The sequence below is a fragment of the Wansuia hejianensis genome (genome assembly GCF_014337215.1).
In the GTDB taxonomy this organism is placed as follows: Bacteria; Bacillota; Clostridia; order Lachnospirales; family Lachnospiraceae; genus Scatomonas; species Scatomonas hejianensis.
This window is the reverse complement of sequence record NZ_CP060635.1, coordinates 3,559,044-3,574,664: the sequence shown is the minus strand read 5'-3', so window position 1 is coordinate 3,574,664 and position 15,621 is coordinate 3,559,044. Positions and strand designations below refer to the sequence as shown.

General features: G+C 50.4%; 13 protein-coding genes. 3 read left to right on the top strand and 10 right to left on the bottom strand.

Annotated elements, in window-relative coordinates:
• The first annotated feature begins 48 nt into the window (after nucleotides 1–48).
• The gene (locus H9Q79_RS16340; protein ID WP_118644837.1) at nucleotides 49–816 is read left to right on the top strand and encodes an SDR family NAD(P)-dependent oxidoreductase; all 768 of its coding nucleotides are present in this window, start codon (nucleotides 49–51) and stop codon (nucleotides 814–816) included.
• On the opposite strand, the gene H9Q79_RS16335 is transcribed toward H9Q79_RS16340, so the two are convergent.
• The 7 genes from H9Q79_RS16335 to H9Q79_RS16305 form a co-directional block, all read right to left on the bottom strand.
• Complete coding sequence (locus H9Q79_RS16335) at nucleotides 817–2,184, bottom strand: UDP-N-acetylmuramoyl-tripeptide--D-alanyl-D-alanine ligase (protein WP_118644839.1); 1,368 nt, start codon at nucleotides 2,182–2,184, stop codon at nucleotides 817–819.
• Complete coding sequence (locus tag H9Q79_RS16330) at nucleotides 2,181–3,227, bottom strand: D-alanine--D-alanine ligase family protein (RefSeq protein ID WP_118644841.1); 1,047 nt, start codon at nucleotides 3,225–3,227, stop codon at nucleotides 2,181–2,183. Before H9Q79_RS16330 ends, H9Q79_RS16335 begins: the two co-directional genes overlap by 4 nt.
• A 31-nt stretch (nucleotides 3,228–3,258) precedes the next feature.
• A complete protein-coding gene (locus H9Q79_RS16325; RefSeq protein WP_249328746.1) occupies nucleotides 3,259–4,695 on the bottom strand; it encodes a L,D-transpeptidase family protein in 1,437 nt (478 codons plus the stop codon).
• A gap of 158 nt (nucleotides 4,696–4,853) precedes the next feature.
• Nucleotides 4,854–6,149, bottom strand: a complete 1,296-nt coding sequence (locus tag H9Q79_RS16320; RefSeq protein ID WP_118645004.1) for an aspartate aminotransferase type Ic — start codon at nucleotides 6,147–6,149, stop codon at nucleotides 4,854–4,856.
• Nucleotides 6,150–6,416: 267 nt separating this feature from the next.
• Nucleotides 6,417–7,277: a class I SAM-dependent methyltransferase gene (locus H9Q79_RS16315; RefSeq protein ID WP_118644845.1), complete on the bottom strand. Its 861-nt coding sequence runs from the start codon at nucleotides 7,275–7,277 to the stop codon at nucleotides 6,417–6,419.
• A gap of 17 nt (nucleotides 7,278–7,294) precedes the next feature.
• Nucleotides 7,295–7,804 carry a flavin reductase gene (locus H9Q79_RS16310; protein ID WP_118644847.1) on the bottom strand — a complete coding sequence of 170 codons (510 nt, stop codon included), beginning with the start codon at nucleotides 7,802–7,804 and terminating at the stop codon, nucleotides 7,295–7,297.
• 48 nt (nucleotides 7,805–7,852) lie between these two features.
• Nucleotides 7,853–9,784 (bottom strand): gluzincin family metallopeptidase, encoded by a 1,932-nt coding sequence (locus H9Q79_RS16305; RefSeq protein ID WP_249328745.1) that lies wholly within the window; start codon nucleotides 9,782–9,784, stop codon nucleotides 7,853–7,855.
• A 247-nt stretch (nucleotides 9,785–10,031) separates the two neighbouring features.
• Here H9Q79_RS16305 and H9Q79_RS16300 point away from each other — a divergent pair, with 247 nt between their 5' ends.
• Both H9Q79_RS16300 and H9Q79_RS16295 read left to right on the top strand, forming a co-directional pair.
• A complete protein-coding gene (locus H9Q79_RS16300) occupies nucleotides 10,032–11,339 on the top strand; it encodes a putative DNA modification/repair radical SAM protein (protein WP_249328744.1) in 1,308 nt (435 codons plus the stop codon).
• A 102-nt stretch (nucleotides 11,340–11,441) separates the two neighbouring features.
• A complete protein-coding gene (locus H9Q79_RS16295; RefSeq protein ID WP_118644855.1) occupies nucleotides 11,442–12,281 on the top strand; it encodes a TIGR03915 family putative DNA repair protein in 840 nt (279 codons plus the stop codon).
• A gap of 22 nt (nucleotides 12,282–12,303) precedes the next feature.
• Here the strand turns inward: H9Q79_RS16295 and H9Q79_RS16290 are convergent, their stop codons facing one another.
• Genes H9Q79_RS16290 through aspS form a run of 3 tightly spaced genes read right to left on the bottom strand, consistent with a single transcriptional unit; the run spans nucleotide 12,304 to nucleotide 15,105 of the window.
• Nucleotides 12,304–12,975, bottom strand: a complete 672-nt coding sequence (locus H9Q79_RS16290) for a YkgJ family cysteine cluster protein (RefSeq protein WP_118644856.1) — start codon at nucleotides 12,973–12,975, stop codon at nucleotides 12,304–12,306.
• Nucleotides 12,976–12,988: 13 nt separating this feature from the next.
• Nucleotides 12,989–13,339, bottom strand: a complete 351-nt coding sequence (locus tag H9Q79_RS16285) for an SdpI family protein (protein WP_118644857.1) — start codon at nucleotides 13,337–13,339, stop codon at nucleotides 12,989–12,991.
• 14 nt (nucleotides 13,340–13,353) lie between these two features.
• Nucleotides 13,354–15,105: an aspartate--tRNA ligase gene (aspS, locus tag H9Q79_RS16280; protein ID WP_118645007.1), complete on the bottom strand. Its 1,752-nt coding sequence runs from the start codon at nucleotides 15,103–15,105 to the stop codon at nucleotides 13,354–13,356.
• Between the last annotated feature and the right edge of the window lie 516 nt (nucleotides 15,106–15,621).

The following is a 15,621-nucleotide window of genomic DNA, read 5'->3' as shown; positions in this document are numbered from 1 at the left end:
TTTTCTGCCCGGATTCATTGTAAGATTCCTGTAAAAGGAGGTAATGCCATGAGAATTGCATTGATCACAGGAGCTTCATCGGGGCTGGGCAGGGAATTCGTCCTGCAGCTGTGCAGAGAAAGCCTGGACGAGATCTGGGCAGTCGCCCGCAGAAAGGACCGCCTACTGGAACTATCCAGGCTTGCCAGCATCCCCGTGCGCCCTCTTTCCCTGGATCTGACCAGTCCGGAGAGCATGGACGAGCTGGAACAGCTGCTTGCGAAGGAAAATCCCCAGATTCACATATTAATTAATGCTGCCGGATTCGGCAAGATCGGAAACTACCGGGAAGTAACCCGCCAGGACGCGGACCGAATGATCGATCTGAACTGCCGGGCCGCCGTAGATGTCACCCTGCTTGCACTCCCTTACATGCACAGAGGCGACCGGATACTGGAGATCTGTTCCACATCTGCTTTCCAGCCATTTCCCTATCTGAATGTATATTCTTCATCCAAGGCTTTTCTTTACCGCTTCAGCCGGGCTCTGCGCATAGAGTTGATGAGCCGCAGAATAAAGGTCACAGCTGTATGCCCTTATTGGATTAAGAACACAGAATTTATACCAAAAGCAAAAGAAACGGCCGGCAGCAACGCTATCCGGCACTTCCCGCTGGCCTCTAAAAAAGAAACCGTGGTACGCCTGGCGCTGTCTGACAGCCGTCTCGGACTTCCTGTATCTACTCCCGGCCCCGTCTCTTTTTTCCACCGGATCGCTGCAAAATTCATTCCCAGTGAAATCATGATGGGCATATGGGCGCTGCTTCGCCGTATCTAATCAGTTTTCCAGCATGGACACGATCCGGTTGAACTGCATGGAATGAGATGCTTTCACCAGTACAGTATCCCCTTCCTCCAGCAGGCGCGGCAGCTCAACCATCAGCTGATCTCTGCTGTAGAAATGCCGGACATCCAGCTTTGGCCGGACCTCCTTCGCCGCTTCCGCCAGAGAGGCGCAGAGAGGCCCGGCACAATATAGGGCGTCGATGGACAGGCTTGCAGCAAACGCCCCTACCTCTGCATGAAGCCGTTTCTCGTCCTCTCCCAGCTCAGCCATATCCCCCAGTACAGCTATCCGCCTCCCTTCCCCGTCCTGCAGCACCTGCAGGGAAGCTTTCATAGATACCGGATTAGCATTATAACAATCGTCTATTACTGTGTATCTGGGAGCTTCTATGATATGGAACCGCCCGCTCAGAGACTCAAAACTCTCAATCCCTCTGCGGATCTCTTCCAGGTTCAGACCATAGATCAGGCCAGCCGCGGTTCCGGCCAGTGCATTATATACCATATGGCGTCCAGGCATCGGAACCAGCGTCCGGAATGCCCCCGACGGTGTGTGAATCTGACAGCTGATTCCCTTCAGCCCTCTGCCCTCCAGCTCATCCGCCCAGATATCATTGGATGGATTCATGCCGAACCTGCAAGGTTCTATCCCTTTCACTTCTTGAATCCCGGAAAGCTTATCGTCATCGCCGTTCAGTATAATTCTCCCATCAGACTGCAAGAAATCGAAGATTTCCGATTTGGCCTTTAAGATCCCATCCCTGGTCTTCAGGTTCTCCAGATGACACCAGCCAATATTTGTCATAATGCAGGTTTTCGGCCTGGCTATCTTAGCCAGACGGTGCATCTCTCCAAAATCACTGATACCCATTTCTAAAACGGCAATCTCATCTTCTTCTCTCAGACGGAAAACAGTCAGGGGCAGCCCCAGTTCGTTATTAAAATTGCCCTCTGTCTTCAGCACCCGGTATCTCTGACGCAGCACCGCCGCCACCATCTCCTTGGTACTGGTCTTTCCCACGCTTCCGGTAATACCGATGACCGGGATATCCAGCTGGCGGAGGTAATACTCCGCGATGTCCTTCACCGCCTGCAGGGAAGACTCTACCAAAATATAAGGGAATCCCGTATCTCCCAGTTCCTTTTCCGACAGCACTGCCGCCGCACCCTTTTCTATTACCTGGCCGATATAATCATGGCCGTCGGCCCTGGCTCCCCTGATGGGGACAAACAGACAGCCTTCGGTCGTCTTCCGGCTGTCTGTGGTAATATCTGTCACACAGAGATTCTTCTTGTCATCCGGCCCTGTATAGCGCCCTCCGCAGGCATCCGCCAGATGTTCCAAAGTCAGATTTTTCATAGCACCTGCTCCTGATATTTTTCCAATGAAATCCGAATCAGCTTTTCGCACAACTCAGGGTAACTTTCTCCAAGAACTTCCGCTTCCTGCGGGATCAGGCTGGTAGGCGTCATCCCCGGCAGAGTATTCGCCTCCAGGCAGTACATCTTTTCATCCTGATCCATCATGAAATCCAGCCGGCAATATCCGGTAATCCCCAGGGCTTTCGTTCCCAGTTTGGCGTACTCCTGCATCTCCCTGGTCTTATCAGGGGAAAGCTCTGCCGGGCAGGTCTCCACTGTAGAACCTGCCTGATACTTATTGTGATAATCGTAAAAGCCTTCCTTAGGAGCGATCTCTATGACAGGATAAGCCTTACCGCCGATCACGGCCACAGAGAATTCCCGGCCGTCAATATATTCCTCCACAACAATCTGGTCTTCATAAGAAAAAGCCTCTTTCAGAGATTGCTCATATTCTTCATCAGTGCGCGCAATTGTGATGCCGACACTGGAGCCGCCGCAGCACGGTTTCACAACCACCGGAAGCTTCAGGCCGTTCGCCTCAAGCCCGATATCCTTCTGATTCCTGTTGAAAACCGCCCCTCCCGGCGTCGGCACCTTCCAGGCCCTAAAAAACTGTTTAGTCAATGACTTATTCATGGCTATGGCGCTGCTCAGATATTCAGTACCCGTGTACCGGATCCCGTACAGGTCAAAGGCTGCCTGTACCTTCCCGTCTTCTCCGTTAGACCCATGCAGAGCCATAAAAACGATATCAGCCGCCTGACAGAGACGGATCACCTGAGGGCCGAAGAATTCCCGCCGTTGAACCTTCTCCTGCTCCAGCCGCCCGTTAAAGCTGCGCATGTAAGCGGCCGCCTGATCCACATCGTAATCATCCGTGAAAACTTCTCCAGACTCTGCTGAAGCCAAGCCGAAAAACACATCCAGCAACACGGCCTGATGCCCTCTCTCCCTCAGCGCCTTGCAGACTCCTGTTCCTGTAACAATGGAAACCTCCCTTTCCGTACTGGTTCCTCCAGCTAAAACAACAATTTTCATAATATGCTCCTCATTTCCTCCATACGATGTATCAGCCCACCGTCACTTCCTGGGTAGGCTCCGGTCCAACGACCTGATCCGTGCTGTAATATACTATGACAGGATAGCCGATTTCCACCGTATTAAAAATCTTTTCCGCCGCATCATAGGGCGTGTTGACACAGCCATGGGAACCATTGGTCAGATAAATATCACCGCCAAATTCCGTACGGCTCGCCAGATCGTGAATTCCACAATCGCCGTTAAAGGGCAGCCAGAACGCCACCTTTACATTAAACAGCTTAAACTGGGCGTCCGCTTTTTTCGCATCGATCGCCCACACACTTCCCGACGGGGTCTGAAAACCTGTGGAATCATTGCCTGTAACGACAGGTGTCTCCACCACAAGCTGTCCGTCCTTATAACACCACATGGTCTGCTTTGTGATGCAGATCTCCACGTATGTATTCCCGATATCATTCGTGGCCCTGTCCATGCCTCTGTACAGATATACAGGCTCTGTCGTGATGTTCTGTCCCTCCTGAACCGCCTGTATCAGAGCAGCTGTAGTGGCCTCCTTATCGATGACCCATCCATAGTCCCCGCCTGCGGCCAGCGTAATCGTCGGCCCCAGGGAGGTCTTAAATTCATGCTCCAGTCCAAAGGTATCTGTCTCATAGGCCATATGCTTCACCCATGCCGCTACCTGTTCCTGATCCAGCGCATAGTTCCCATCCTCACCCTTATAGAGCCAGGAACGGATTGTATCCCGGTCAACGGTCATCTGTCGGTCCTTGAAATCATAGACAATATGAGCCGCCGTCATCTGATTCAACTGGGCCACTTCCGTATTCATCGCCTCATCCGTGCTGAGGATCGCCGGCTTCTCATACAGATCCAGCTCCTCAAAGTTCACTCCTGTCTTGCCGGATTCTACTGCATCCATCAAAGCTTCCCTGGTCTTCTCTCGGTTCAGAGTATTCCCCTGTACTTCCGGCACAATCTCATAAGAAGTCCCATTATCATTGATATAGGCGTCAGCCGGCGCAGTGACATTGGCCTCCTGAAAACATTCCATCTGATCCATAATCGTGTCTATCGTTGCCTTGTCATATGTAAAATTGGCGCTCGTCTCGTAGGCCTTGCTGTTCCCGACCGACACGATCCAGGCAGCCGCATCCTGTTCCTCCAGAAGCTTTTCAACGCCTCCGTCATCCACGTATTTCATGTCCAGCTGCTCCGCAGTAATTTCCTCGGTCTTGCCGTCTCTCTCCGTCACTGTCAGAGTATATTCCGATATTTTATCCTGAAGATCAGCCTTCACCTCTTCTACCGTCTTCTCACCACAGTCAATCCCATTAATTACTGTACCGGGGAAAAAGTGGGTAGAAAAATGTTTGGAACCAATCAGGTAGATGCTGATGATAGCGACAACAAATGCAGCTATGACGATCATCATAATTTTCGCGTTTTTCGATAATTTCTTCATGGCGTACTCGCTTTCTATCAAGTCTAGTTCTATAACGGATCACTTTTTACGCAATAATAGTATACCACCCTTTATTTGCCGGGTAAAGTAAAACCGTACCCTAAACAGAACTGCAATCCGTTAAGGGTACGGTCTCAGATTAATGATATTTTATCTAATTAAGCCTTTTCTTCCAGCAGCTTTTCCAGGCTCACCAGCTTCACGCTGAGAACAAAGATATCCGCAGCCACCGCCAGCTCTTCCGGCGTGGGAAGTGAAGGTGCTATCCGGATATTGGAATCCTCCGGATCCTTCCCGTAAGGATAAGTGGCTCCGGCACCGGTCATGACAAGCCCCGCTTCTTTTGCCCTGGCTACAATCGCCCTGGCGCAGCCAGGCATCGCGTCAAAGGAGATGAAATATCCGCCTTTCGGCATCTGCCAGGAACCTATTCCCAGACCTCCAAGCTCCTTCTCCAGTACGCTGACGACTGTCTCGAACTTCGGCCGCATAATCGCCGCATGCTTCATCATGTGAGCCTTAACGCCTTCCAGATCCCTGAAGAACTTCACATGACGCAGCTGGTTGATTTTATCATGGCTGATGATCTGATAATTCATATGGCGCTTAATCTCCTCCAGATTAGCCTTGGAAGATGCCACCGCCGAGATGCCTCCTCCCGCGAAGCTTACCTTTGAGGTGGAAGCGAATTCATAGACCATATCCGGATTGCCGGCCTTTTCACACTCTTCAATGATATTCAGTATCTGGTCTTGCTTTTCCGCTTCCTCATACAGATGATGGATACAGTACGCATTGTCCCAGAAAATCCGGAAATCCTTCGCCGCCGGCTTCAGCGACGCAAAACGCCTGACTGTTTCATCTGAGTAGGATATACCCTGCGGATTGGAATACTTCGGCACACACCAGATACCCTTGATACTCTCATCCCCAGCCACCAGCTTTTCCACCAGATCCATGTCCGGACCCTCAGGAGTCATCGGCACATTGATCATCTCTACTCCAAAATACTCCGTAATCCCGAAATGGCGGTCATAGCCAGGAACCGGACAGAGGAATTTCACCCGGTCCAGTTTGCTCCACGGGGTATTCCCCAGCACGCCGTGGGTAAACGACCGGGACACCGTATCGAACATAATTGTCAGACTGGCATTCCCACAGACAATCACCTGATCCATAGGCACTCCCATAATATCTCCCATAAATCTCCTGGCTTCCGGAATGCCGACAGGGCCGCCGTAATTCCTGCAGTCCAAGCCGTCCTCAGCCATACAGTCTTCATTGGATGATATCACTGTCAGCATGCCCTCCGCCAGATCCAGCTGCTTTTTTGAAGGCTTGCCTCTGGACATGTCCAGCTTCAGCCCTTTGCCCCTGGCCTCTTCATAGCTGGCTTCCACTTCCTGTTTCATTGCCAGCAGTTCTTCTCGATTCAGTTCTCCATACGCTCTCATAGTCTCCTCCTTATTTCCATCCACACTCATAATATTACAGAGCACAACCGCCTCTCTGCCTGGCGTGTGGCTTGCCCCCTTGCTGATGGGAACTCCCGATTCCTCTCTGCCCATCAAAGCAGTTCACCTTGCCAATGTTTATATTGTATTGTAGTGATCCCGGAAACAGATGTCAAGCAAAATCTTCCGGCACTGTTCCTAGAGAATCACCCCTTCCGCCTTCCAGATCCGCAGTTACAGAAGCATGCACAAAAGTCACCTGATCTGTTACTGCAGCGACCATCTTCCGGAAGCACCGCAGGGCAGCACCAGGCCCGTTGCCGCGACGGGCAGCCCGATTTCAGACGCTTCCGCCCGTCCCCCCCGTTCTTTCAGCGCAACGGACAGCATATAAGTCAGTACGGCAGGCGCTAGGCCTGTCGTATAAGAATTCACCAGAAAAAACAGCGGATCATCGCTCAGCAGCTTTTCACACAGCTTTATAAATGGAAATACAGAATCTTCAATCTTCCAGATTTCTCCCTTAGGTCCTCTGCCGTAGGAGGGCGGGTCCATGATGATTCCATCATAGTGATTTCCCCTGCGTATCTCTCGTTCCACAAATTTAACACAGTCATCCACCAGCCATCTCACTGGACGGTCAGCCAGGCCTGAGGATGCTGCATTCTCCCTGGCCCAGGACACCATCCCCTTGGAGGCGTCCACATGGGTCACCTGGGCTCCGGCCGCCGCTGCCGCAAGGGTAGCGCCGCCTGTATAGGCGAAAAGGTTCAGCACCCGCACCGGGCGCCCGGCAAGCCTGATCTTTTCAGAAAACCAATCCCAGTTTACCGCCTGCTCCGGAAAAAGCCCCGTATGCTTAAAACTAAAGGGCTTCAGCTGGAAGGTCAGATCTCCATACCGGATGGACCACTGCTCCGGAAGATGGGAAAATTCCCATTCGCCTCCGCCTTTGCTGCTCCTGTGATAATAACCATTCCACTTTTTCCAGCCAGGATGCCTCTTCTCCGTGCTCCAAATCACCTGGGGATCCGGCCGGATCAGGAGATAATCTCCCCAGCGCTCCAGCTTTTCTCCGTCAGAGGTGTCCAAAACCTCGTAATCTTTCCAGTTATCTGCAGTCCACATGTTATTCTCCCGACTCTTCAGTTTTTCTGATATGCTTTTACAATCTCAGCAATATACATGGTGTGAAAATCCTTATCCGGATACCACTTTTCAATCTCTTCGGAGCCAAAAAAGCAATCCGGCTTCATCTCCTGGGCATAGAGCTTCCTGCACACCAGGACAAGCTCCGCTTCTTCAAAAGATGGCTGACCATCCACCTCCGTTATATGCAAGCCCGCATTCACAATCTTATCGCTTTCGTCCCTGCCGGACACGCTGCCCAGATGGCCCATTGCCTTCTTCTCCCGCCCTCCGAAAAAACTCAGAGTAAAGGAACTGCCTGCGTCCACAAATTCCTTTGTATATCTCTGCGGCCGTATATAGACAGTTGCAACCGTCTTCCCCCACATGATTCCCACTCCGCCCCAGGAGGCTGTCATCGTATTGACTTTTCCTGCTTTTTCCGCGGTTATCAGCATCCACTCGTCACCAATCATTTTCCAGGGGTTTGCCTGGAGATCCTTCACATCTATTACCTCAAAACTCATATTGACACTCCTTTCCCATAAACAGTTATCATTTATTCTACCCCATCCCTAGTATCGTGGCAAGTCATTGTTATCCCTGTGTTTCTTTTTCTTCATATGGATGCAAAGAAGTGTGGACACGGCCGCGGCGGCGCCAATCGCGAGAATCACAGCCAGTGCCAGTTCCCGGTATCCGCCAAAGCTGGTATCCCTGAAACCCTCCTCCAGATCAGCCCCCAGATCCTTCCAGGTGTTGTCGGCATTCTGCTCCAGCCACTCCGGAAGAGAGAGCTGTTCTTTTTTCTGTTCTTTTTTCTGACTGCCGTCGTTTTCTTTCTGACCAGACACGGGATCATGAGTAATGCCCACGATATCATCCAGATCTTCTTTCAGCTTTGTAACCGTACCCTCCTCAAATATATCTTCCAGACCACATGCCTCCATAACCGCACAATAAGGCTCTGCCGTAGCGTACGCTGAAATCTGCATATAACAGTCCACAGCCTTATCTCTGTCGTCCGCTGACAGGCGAAACAGCTCCAGGGCTGCCAGGGCTGAGGTTCCATAACTGATCATATAAAACGGCTGCATGAACAGGTGCGTCATCTCTACCCAGGTCTCGCTGTTCACACTCTGGCTGACAAGCCCGTATTCCATACCAACCTCATCCATAAGACTGTTGATTTCTTCCAGTGTAAGATCCGGATTGCGGTAAACCGCATTTTCAACTTCATCGAAAGCACAGCTGAGCAGTATGTTGTTAAACATCTCATACACTGCGTAGAATTGCATGGCGCTGCCCATTCCCGGGTACATCTGTTCATAGTACGGATAGAACAGCAGCTCCAGCCCCTGTGAGTGGATCTCTGAAACATCCATATTGATATTGGTATACAGGGCAGGAGTGTCATCATGGTAAACAGAATTAAAATGGCCAAACTCATGAACCACAGTAAATATGTCGTAATACATGCCGCTTCTGTTGTCATAAATATAGGCAGAGCCGTAAGCCGGCAGTTCAACTGTATATGCCATAGATATCTTGTCTTCTGAAGAATCCAGGTCATACAGCTGCTGTTCCCTGAAAAACCCGAAGGCCTCTCCAACCTCCGGACTGATGGCCTCCATATAGGGCGCGAACGTCTCCAACAGTTCTTCACTGCTTACATCATATTCCTCAAAAACATCATTAACGCCTCTATCCAGTGCACGGCCCGTCAGATCATAAAAGAACGGCACCAGCTCTTCTTTTACCTCTTGCCGCAGGTTTTCCACATCCTCCACAGTATAATCCCGGAAGTATCCTGCTTCATAGGCATAGTCGGCATAATTGTCATACCCGCCAGCCTGGGCGATTTCTGTCCTGACCTGAAGCAGCTCCAAAAAGAGCTGTCCCAATACCTGATTCTCTTCCTCCTGGCTGTCATAATCATCCATGAGTTTCTCTTCATACTCCGACACCAGCTCCTGCTGGCGGTCAATCAGCGCTTCCTCCTCTTCTGTCATATCCTCATAATACTGATAAACATCAGCGTTATAATCGCCCATTTCTTCCCGGTATATTTCTCCATAACCGGAATTCAGCACTTCTCTCAGTGTCCCGGCGGCCTCATCCATGATTTCGGAATACAGTCCCGTCACCTCATCATTCCATTCAGCAGCTGCGTCATCATTCATATCCGAATAATAATCCAGCATTGCCAGTGCTGAAACGGTGGACAGACGGTTTGTCTGATCAAGCACCACAGCATACAGTTCTGCCACCCGGTCTTCCTGCCCTTCCTCCCGGCATACCTGTTTTAATTCCGAAGCAGCTTTTCTAAATTCTTCTTCATTAAATGACTTCCTGTCCATATCGGCAAGAGAAACCTGCTCGTGTTCTTTTTCACGATAATAACTGCCTTCCCCGCCTGTTGCCACAGCGCCGCTGACACCCTGGGCTGCCAGCGCCAAAACCAGAGTTCCGGCAATCATGATCCTTCCGGCTGTTTTTAAATGCACACGACAATCCTCTCTTTCTTAAGTAGTAAAACCACTCGGCTCCCGCTGCCGTCCGGCAGCCGGTTAATGCCCTGGATGCCGCACGGGAGTAATATTTATATCCATTATAAGGTTTTCCGTCTTATGCTGCAAGTTTATTATAATTTTAGCAATAAACTCACAGGCAGGCAGATTCTATAATTATCCATTGACAAGAACACATGTTTTGTATTATAATAGAACAAACGTTCGATTTATGGAGGCGGCCATGATTCTCACTGAGCAAATAAGCCTGATGGATAAACTGAAGATTCTCTCGGATGCTGCAAAGTATGATGTAGCATGCACCTCCAGCGGTGTGAACAGGACCGGCAAGGCCGGTACCATGGGCAATTGTATTGCCGACGGCATATGCCACAGTTTTTCTGCCGACGGGCGGTGTATCTCCCTTTTGAAGATACTTTTTACTAATGAATGTGTCTTCGACTGCCGTTATTGCCTCAACCGTTCCTCCAATGACATCCCCCGCGCCTCCTTCACTCCCGACGAGGTCTGTACATTAACCTTTGAGTTCTACCGGAGGAACTACATTGAAGGTCTTTTTCTGAGTTCAGGTATTTTCAGAACACCTGACTACACCATGGAGCTCCTTCTTGAGACCGTGATGCGCCTGCGCACCCAATATCATTTCAATGGTTATATTCACCTGAAGGCCATACCAGGCGCTGATGCCGCCCTCATCGAGCAGGCCGGCTATTACGTGGACCGTATGAGCATCAACCTGGAGCTGGCCACTGCAGAGGGGCTCAAAAAGCTGGCCCCTCACAAGAACCGCAAGACAATCCTGAAGCCCATGCGCCAGATTCAAGCCCGCAGGGAAGAGAACCGCGAAGAGCTGACCCTCTACCGGCACGCCCCTCAGTTCGTCCCTTCCGGGCAGAGCACTCAGATGATTGTGGGCGCCATGGGTGAAAGCGACTTTCAGCTGGTACACACTGCGGAATCCCTATACCAGAACTTTTCCCTGAAGAGAGTATTCTATTCCGCTTTTGTGAATGTCAACCACGATACCACTCTGCCTATGATCCCACAGGGTCCTCCTCTGCTCCGGGAACACCGCCTGTATCAGGCCGACTGGCTCATGAGATTCTACGGGTTCCAGGCCAGGGAACTGCTCACAGAGGAACACCCGAATTTTAACCCCCTTCTCGATCCCAAATGCGACTGGGCGATCCACCATCTGGAACAGTTTCCTGTAGAGATTAACCGGGCCGACTACCATACACTGCTCCGGGTCCCAGGCGTCGGCGTACGGTCTGCCCAGAAGATTGTCGCCTCCCGCCGTTATGGCTCCCTGACCTTTGAGGACCTGAAGAAAATGCATGTTGTGCTCAAGCGGGCCCAGTATTTTATTACCTGCAGCGGAAAAACCTATTATCCCTTCAAGCTGGAAGAAGCCTATATTCTGCGGAACATCATCGATCCGAGGGATACGCTGCCCAGAGAACTCCGCCAGTCCGGTTATCAGCAGCTGTCATTTTTTGACTCCTCCTCCCAATATCATCTTACAGACTGACACTTATTCACTGAATGATCCGGGCGGAAGGATTTATTCTTGTATTCACGAATATCCAGCCGCTCTCAGCCGGATATTTCCATTCAAAAAAAGGAGGCCACCATGCCAGAAAAACACCGTTTCATCTGCGAAGACACCCTGGAAGGCATTTTCACAGCCGTCTACGACGCCTGGGCCTCCCGCTGCGGCCATGAAAATGTGGAGATATCCGTCCGGGAACCAGACAGTCTGGAGCTGTTCTGCCAGTATCACTACATCCCCGCCGATCAGGAAAAATCTATGAAAGTGGCGCGCACCCTGCAGCGGCGGCTGAACGCCCGCTCTTATGAGATGCTGTGCTATGCGGCTGTATCCCAGTCAGAAGATAAGGGCACTCCTATTTACCAGTCCATTGTGGAATGTCTCTGCGGCTGCGGTAATCTGACCAACCAGAAACATCCCGGCATCCGGAGAGTCAATGAGCTTTATAAAAACACCTGGTACGAATATCATCACCTCCTTGGTTTCACGCGCTTTAAGGAGCTCTCCTCCGGCGTACTTTTTTCAGTCATACACCCCAAGAACGATGTGCTGCTCATGCTGGGAGAGCATTTCGCGGACCGCCTGTCCGGAGAACATTTCGCCATCTATGACCGCGGCCGCCACAAAGCCTGCATCCACCAATCAGAGAAGCCCTGTATGCTGCTGTCCGATATACCGCTGCTTTCCGGACAGCTGGATCAGCTCACTGATGCCTCCGGAGACTATGAATCCCTCTGGGTAGAATTTTGCAAGAGCATTGCGATCCCAGAACGTAAAAATAGGAACCTGCAGAGACAGATGCTGCCCCTGAGGTTCCGTGATACTATGACTGAATTTATTAAAAAAACCCCGGACGCCAGCCATGAGGCAGGGCATGACTGCATGCGGCGGCACATGGATACCGGGCAGGCGATCCAGTAGGCGCAAGCTATTCCAAAGCAGTTTACACCTGCCGGCGGAAATTGCTTCGCGCCAATGAGAGCCTGTGCCCAAACTGACTGTAAAAATCCTCTGCCGGATCATAAGCCTGGAGATAAAAGGTATTCAGGACATACATGCTGATTTCCTTCCGCAGCCCCCCATCCTGAGTGTTTTCAGCCAGTTTCTGCAGCCCTTTCAGATAATAATGCCAGTCGGTTATGAACTGCTCATTTTTACGGTAATCGGGAGTATCAATCCATTTCTTAACTTTAATCTTTGAGCGGCTGGTGTTTTTGCATTCATTTACCTGAAGGAAGTATTGAAAGCTGTGATTCTCATAGATCCTTCCCAGAGGAAAGATTCTGCAGATACCCGGACGGAAGGCATGGACGCTGCAGCGCCCCGTCTCATCGAGGAACACGCACCGTTCTGTATCCTCCTGCATTTTCAGATTGGGCAGGATCACCCCATCCACCACATTCAATTCTATTCTGTCCTCCAGAAGTCCCTCAAATGTCCTGTTCAGGTGTTGCGACAGCCTGAAAATATCCAGTGGATCCAGCAGGATTGAGCTGCCCATCCCCTGGCAGCAGGCAGAACATCCGGCACAGTCATGGCAATCTGCCTTAACCATATCGTTAATTCCATACAGGCGGCCGTCTGATACCTCTTCCATACAAATCTGTCTCTCCATACCAGTTCCTTCCTCAACCAAACTTTCTCTTAAGGCTGCACTCCACCGGAATCATTCCAAGCAGCATGACTGCCAGCTGGATTGCCAGAATGAGCAGCGATACCACATCCTCAAAGCTGCCGGAATCCTTCCAGAACAGCACAGCAGCCAAAGTCAGCCCTGCAAGCGGAATGCTGCAGGAACTCCAGATTTTCCCCATTCGGGTCTGCGCATAAACGTACGCCTCCGGGCTTTTCAACGCTCTCCGGGTCCGATAGCCGTACCATTTATCCACTTCACGGGAAGGACACCTCCAGAACACCAGGCCAAAGGCCAGCATCAATACAGGAATTAAGAAATCCACCATACACATGACCAGCTTCATTCGGATGCCTCCTTTTACTGACGGACTTTAATATGGACCTCTCTCAGCTGTGTCTCTGTTACTTCTCCCGGAGCCCCGCACATGAGATCCTGAGCATTCCCGTTCATCGGGAATGGAATGATCTCCCGGATATTTTCTTCATTTCTTAAAAGCATGATCATCCGGTCAACCCCCGGAGCCATCCCAGCATGCGGCGGAGCGCCGAACTGAAATGCGTTATAGAGTGCGCCAAATTTCTGCTTCAGATCTTCTTCTGTGTATCCCGCTATCTCAAAGGCTTTTATCATAATATCCAGATTGTGGTTCCGTACCGCTCCGGACGAAAGCTCTACGCCGTTGCACACGATATCATACTGGTAAGCCAGGATCTCAAGCGGATCTTTTGTATTCAGCGCTTCCAGCCCTCCCTGCGGCATGGAGAAGGGATTGTGGGTAAAGTTGACCTTTTTCTCCTCAGGATCATATTCATACATCGGGAAATCATTTACGAAACAGAACCTGTATGCTTGCTTTTCACAAATATCCAGCCGATTCCCCAGCTCAGTACGGATCTGGCCTGCAAAGAGCGCCGCCCGTTCTTCTTTATCAGCGATAAAGAAAATCGTATCTCCGGGAACCAGTCCTGCGATATCCGCAATTTCTTTTTTCATCTCATCTGGTATAAATTTATCAATCGGCCCTTTATAGGTCATATCTTCATTAACTTCCAGATAGCCGAGCCCTCCCATGCCAATAGAAACAGCGAACTTCAGAAGCTTTTCGTGAAAACCCTTTGACATGTCGGCATGCACTTTAATTGCCCGCACCGTCTTCTTATGGAAAGGCTTAAAAGTACAGCGCTGGAAGAAATCTGTCACATCCACAATTCTCAGAGGGTTTCTCAGATCCGGTTTATCCGTCCCGAATTCCAGCATGGCCTGCTTATAGCTGATCACCGGATAGGGTGCGTCCGTTACCTCATAGCCTTCAGGCGCAAATTTACGGAATGTCTCCGTCAGCACTTCTTCTCCTACCCGGAATACATCTTCCTGTGTGGCAAAGCTCATTTCAAAATCCAGCTGATAGAACTCGCCGGGAGACCGGTCCGCTCTCGCATCTTCATCGCGGAAGCAGGGGGCGATCTGAAAATACTTGTCAAACCCTGACACCATCAACAACTGTTTATACTGCTGCGGAGCCTGGGGGAGCGCATAGAATTTCCCCTTAAATTTCCTGGACGGAACAATATAATCCCTGGCGCCTTCCGGGGAGGAGGCACAGAGAATCGGGGTTTGAATCTCCAGGAACCCCATCTCCGTCATTTTCTGGCGCAGAAAGCTGATTACCTGTGAACGAAAAATCATATTCTCCTGAACCTTCTTATTTCTAAGATCCAGATAACGGTATTTCAGGCGAACATCTTCCCTGGTCTCTCGGGATGTCATGACTTCAAATGGAAGCTGCTTATAGACCTTGCCCAGAATCTCCACAGAATGAGCCTCCAGTTCAATCGTACCAGTCGGAATTTTAGGATTATACGTCTCTTCGTCCCGGTGCTCGATCACTCCCTCCACAGAGATACAATCTTCTTTATTAATTCCATCCAGAAGGCTTGTATCGCGCATTACAACCTGCATAACTCCATACATATCCCTCAGGTCAATAAAAGACACGCCTCCGTGATCCCGGATGTTTTCCACCCACCCAGCCAGCTTCAAGGTAGCTCCTACATCCCCCTCGCCCACCTGGTTCAGAGTTCTGTTCCGATAAATGTTTGATGTGTTCATTTTTTTCTCCTTTACTATCATATATGGATTGCTGCAGCGGGCCGCAATAACGGCCCGGTTCCTTTCCGCCCGGCGCTTCCCACTCAGAAAGCCTTGTGCTGCATAGAAAATTCAGAGAATTATTCTATGTAATAAAAAAACTGCCCATCCCAAACAATACGCTCAGGACGAACAGTAACTGTCCGCGGTACCACCTGAATTGCTGCTCTGCAGCCACTCATGCTTAATCTCCTGCCGTTTATCGCACAGCACACGGCGCACCTACTGACCTTTGGGCTATTCCTCCCTTCCGGCGTTCAGATTGCAGCTGATAAAGTGTTATTCACGCAGATTCACTTTACGGAGTTCTCACCATCCCCCGCTCACTGGAAACGATAAACTGCGTTACTTCTCTTCGTCATCGCCATTGCAGAAATTATATAATACAGTTTTGCAGTTTGTCAACGGTTTATTCCTCTAAAAGCATTTTCATTAACAAAATTTTGCTTTCAAATGGTTGGGGAGGGGGGCGAGGTG

What these genes read in the sequence shown, in the direction of transcription:
- H9Q79_RS16340 (WP_118644837.1), top strand. Translation starts at nt 49, where the DNA reads ATGAGAATTGCATTGATCACAGGAGCTTCATCGGGGCTGGGCAGGGAA.
- H9Q79_RS16335 (WP_118644839.1), bottom strand. Translation starts at nt 2,184, where the DNA reads ATGAAAAATCTGACTTTGGAACATCTGGCGGATGCCTGCGGAGGGCGC.
- H9Q79_RS16330 (WP_118644841.1), bottom strand. Translation starts at nt 3,227, where the DNA reads ATGAAAATTGTTGTTTTAGCTGGAGGAACCAGTACGGAAAGGGAGGTT.
- H9Q79_RS16325 (WP_249328746.1), bottom strand. Translation starts at nt 4,695, where the DNA reads ATGAAGAAATTATCGAAAAACGCGAAAATTATGATGATCGTCATAGCT.
- H9Q79_RS16320 (WP_118645004.1), bottom strand. Translation starts at nt 6,149, where the DNA reads ATGAGAGCGTATGGAGAACTGAATCGAGAAGAACTGCTGGCAATGAAA.
- H9Q79_RS16315 (WP_118644845.1), bottom strand. Translation starts at nt 7,277, where the DNA reads ATGTGGACTGCAGATAACTGGAAAGATTACGAGGTTTTGGACACCTCT.
- H9Q79_RS16310 (WP_118644847.1), bottom strand. Translation starts at nt 7,804, where the DNA reads ATGAGTTTTGAGGTAATAGATGTGAAGGATCTCCAGGCAAACCCCTGG.
- H9Q79_RS16300 (WP_249328744.1), top strand. Translation starts at nt 10,032, where the DNA reads ATGATTCTCACTGAGCAAATAAGCCTGATGGATAAACTGAAGATTCTC.
- H9Q79_RS16295 (WP_118644855.1), top strand. Translation starts at nt 11,442, where the DNA reads ATGCCAGAAAAACACCGTTTCATCTGCGAAGACACCCTGGAAGGCATT.
- H9Q79_RS16290 (WP_118644856.1), bottom strand. Translation starts at nt 12,975, where the DNA reads ATGGAGAGACAGATTTGTATGGAAGAGGTATCAGACGGCCGCCTGTAT.
- H9Q79_RS16285 (WP_118644857.1), bottom strand. Translation starts at nt 13,339, where the DNA reads ATGAAGCTGGTCATGTGTATGGTGGATTTCTTAATTCCTGTATTGATG.
- aspS (WP_118645007.1), bottom strand. Translation starts at nt 15,105, where the DNA reads ATGAACACATCAAACATTTATCGGAACAGAACTCTGAACCAGGTGGGC.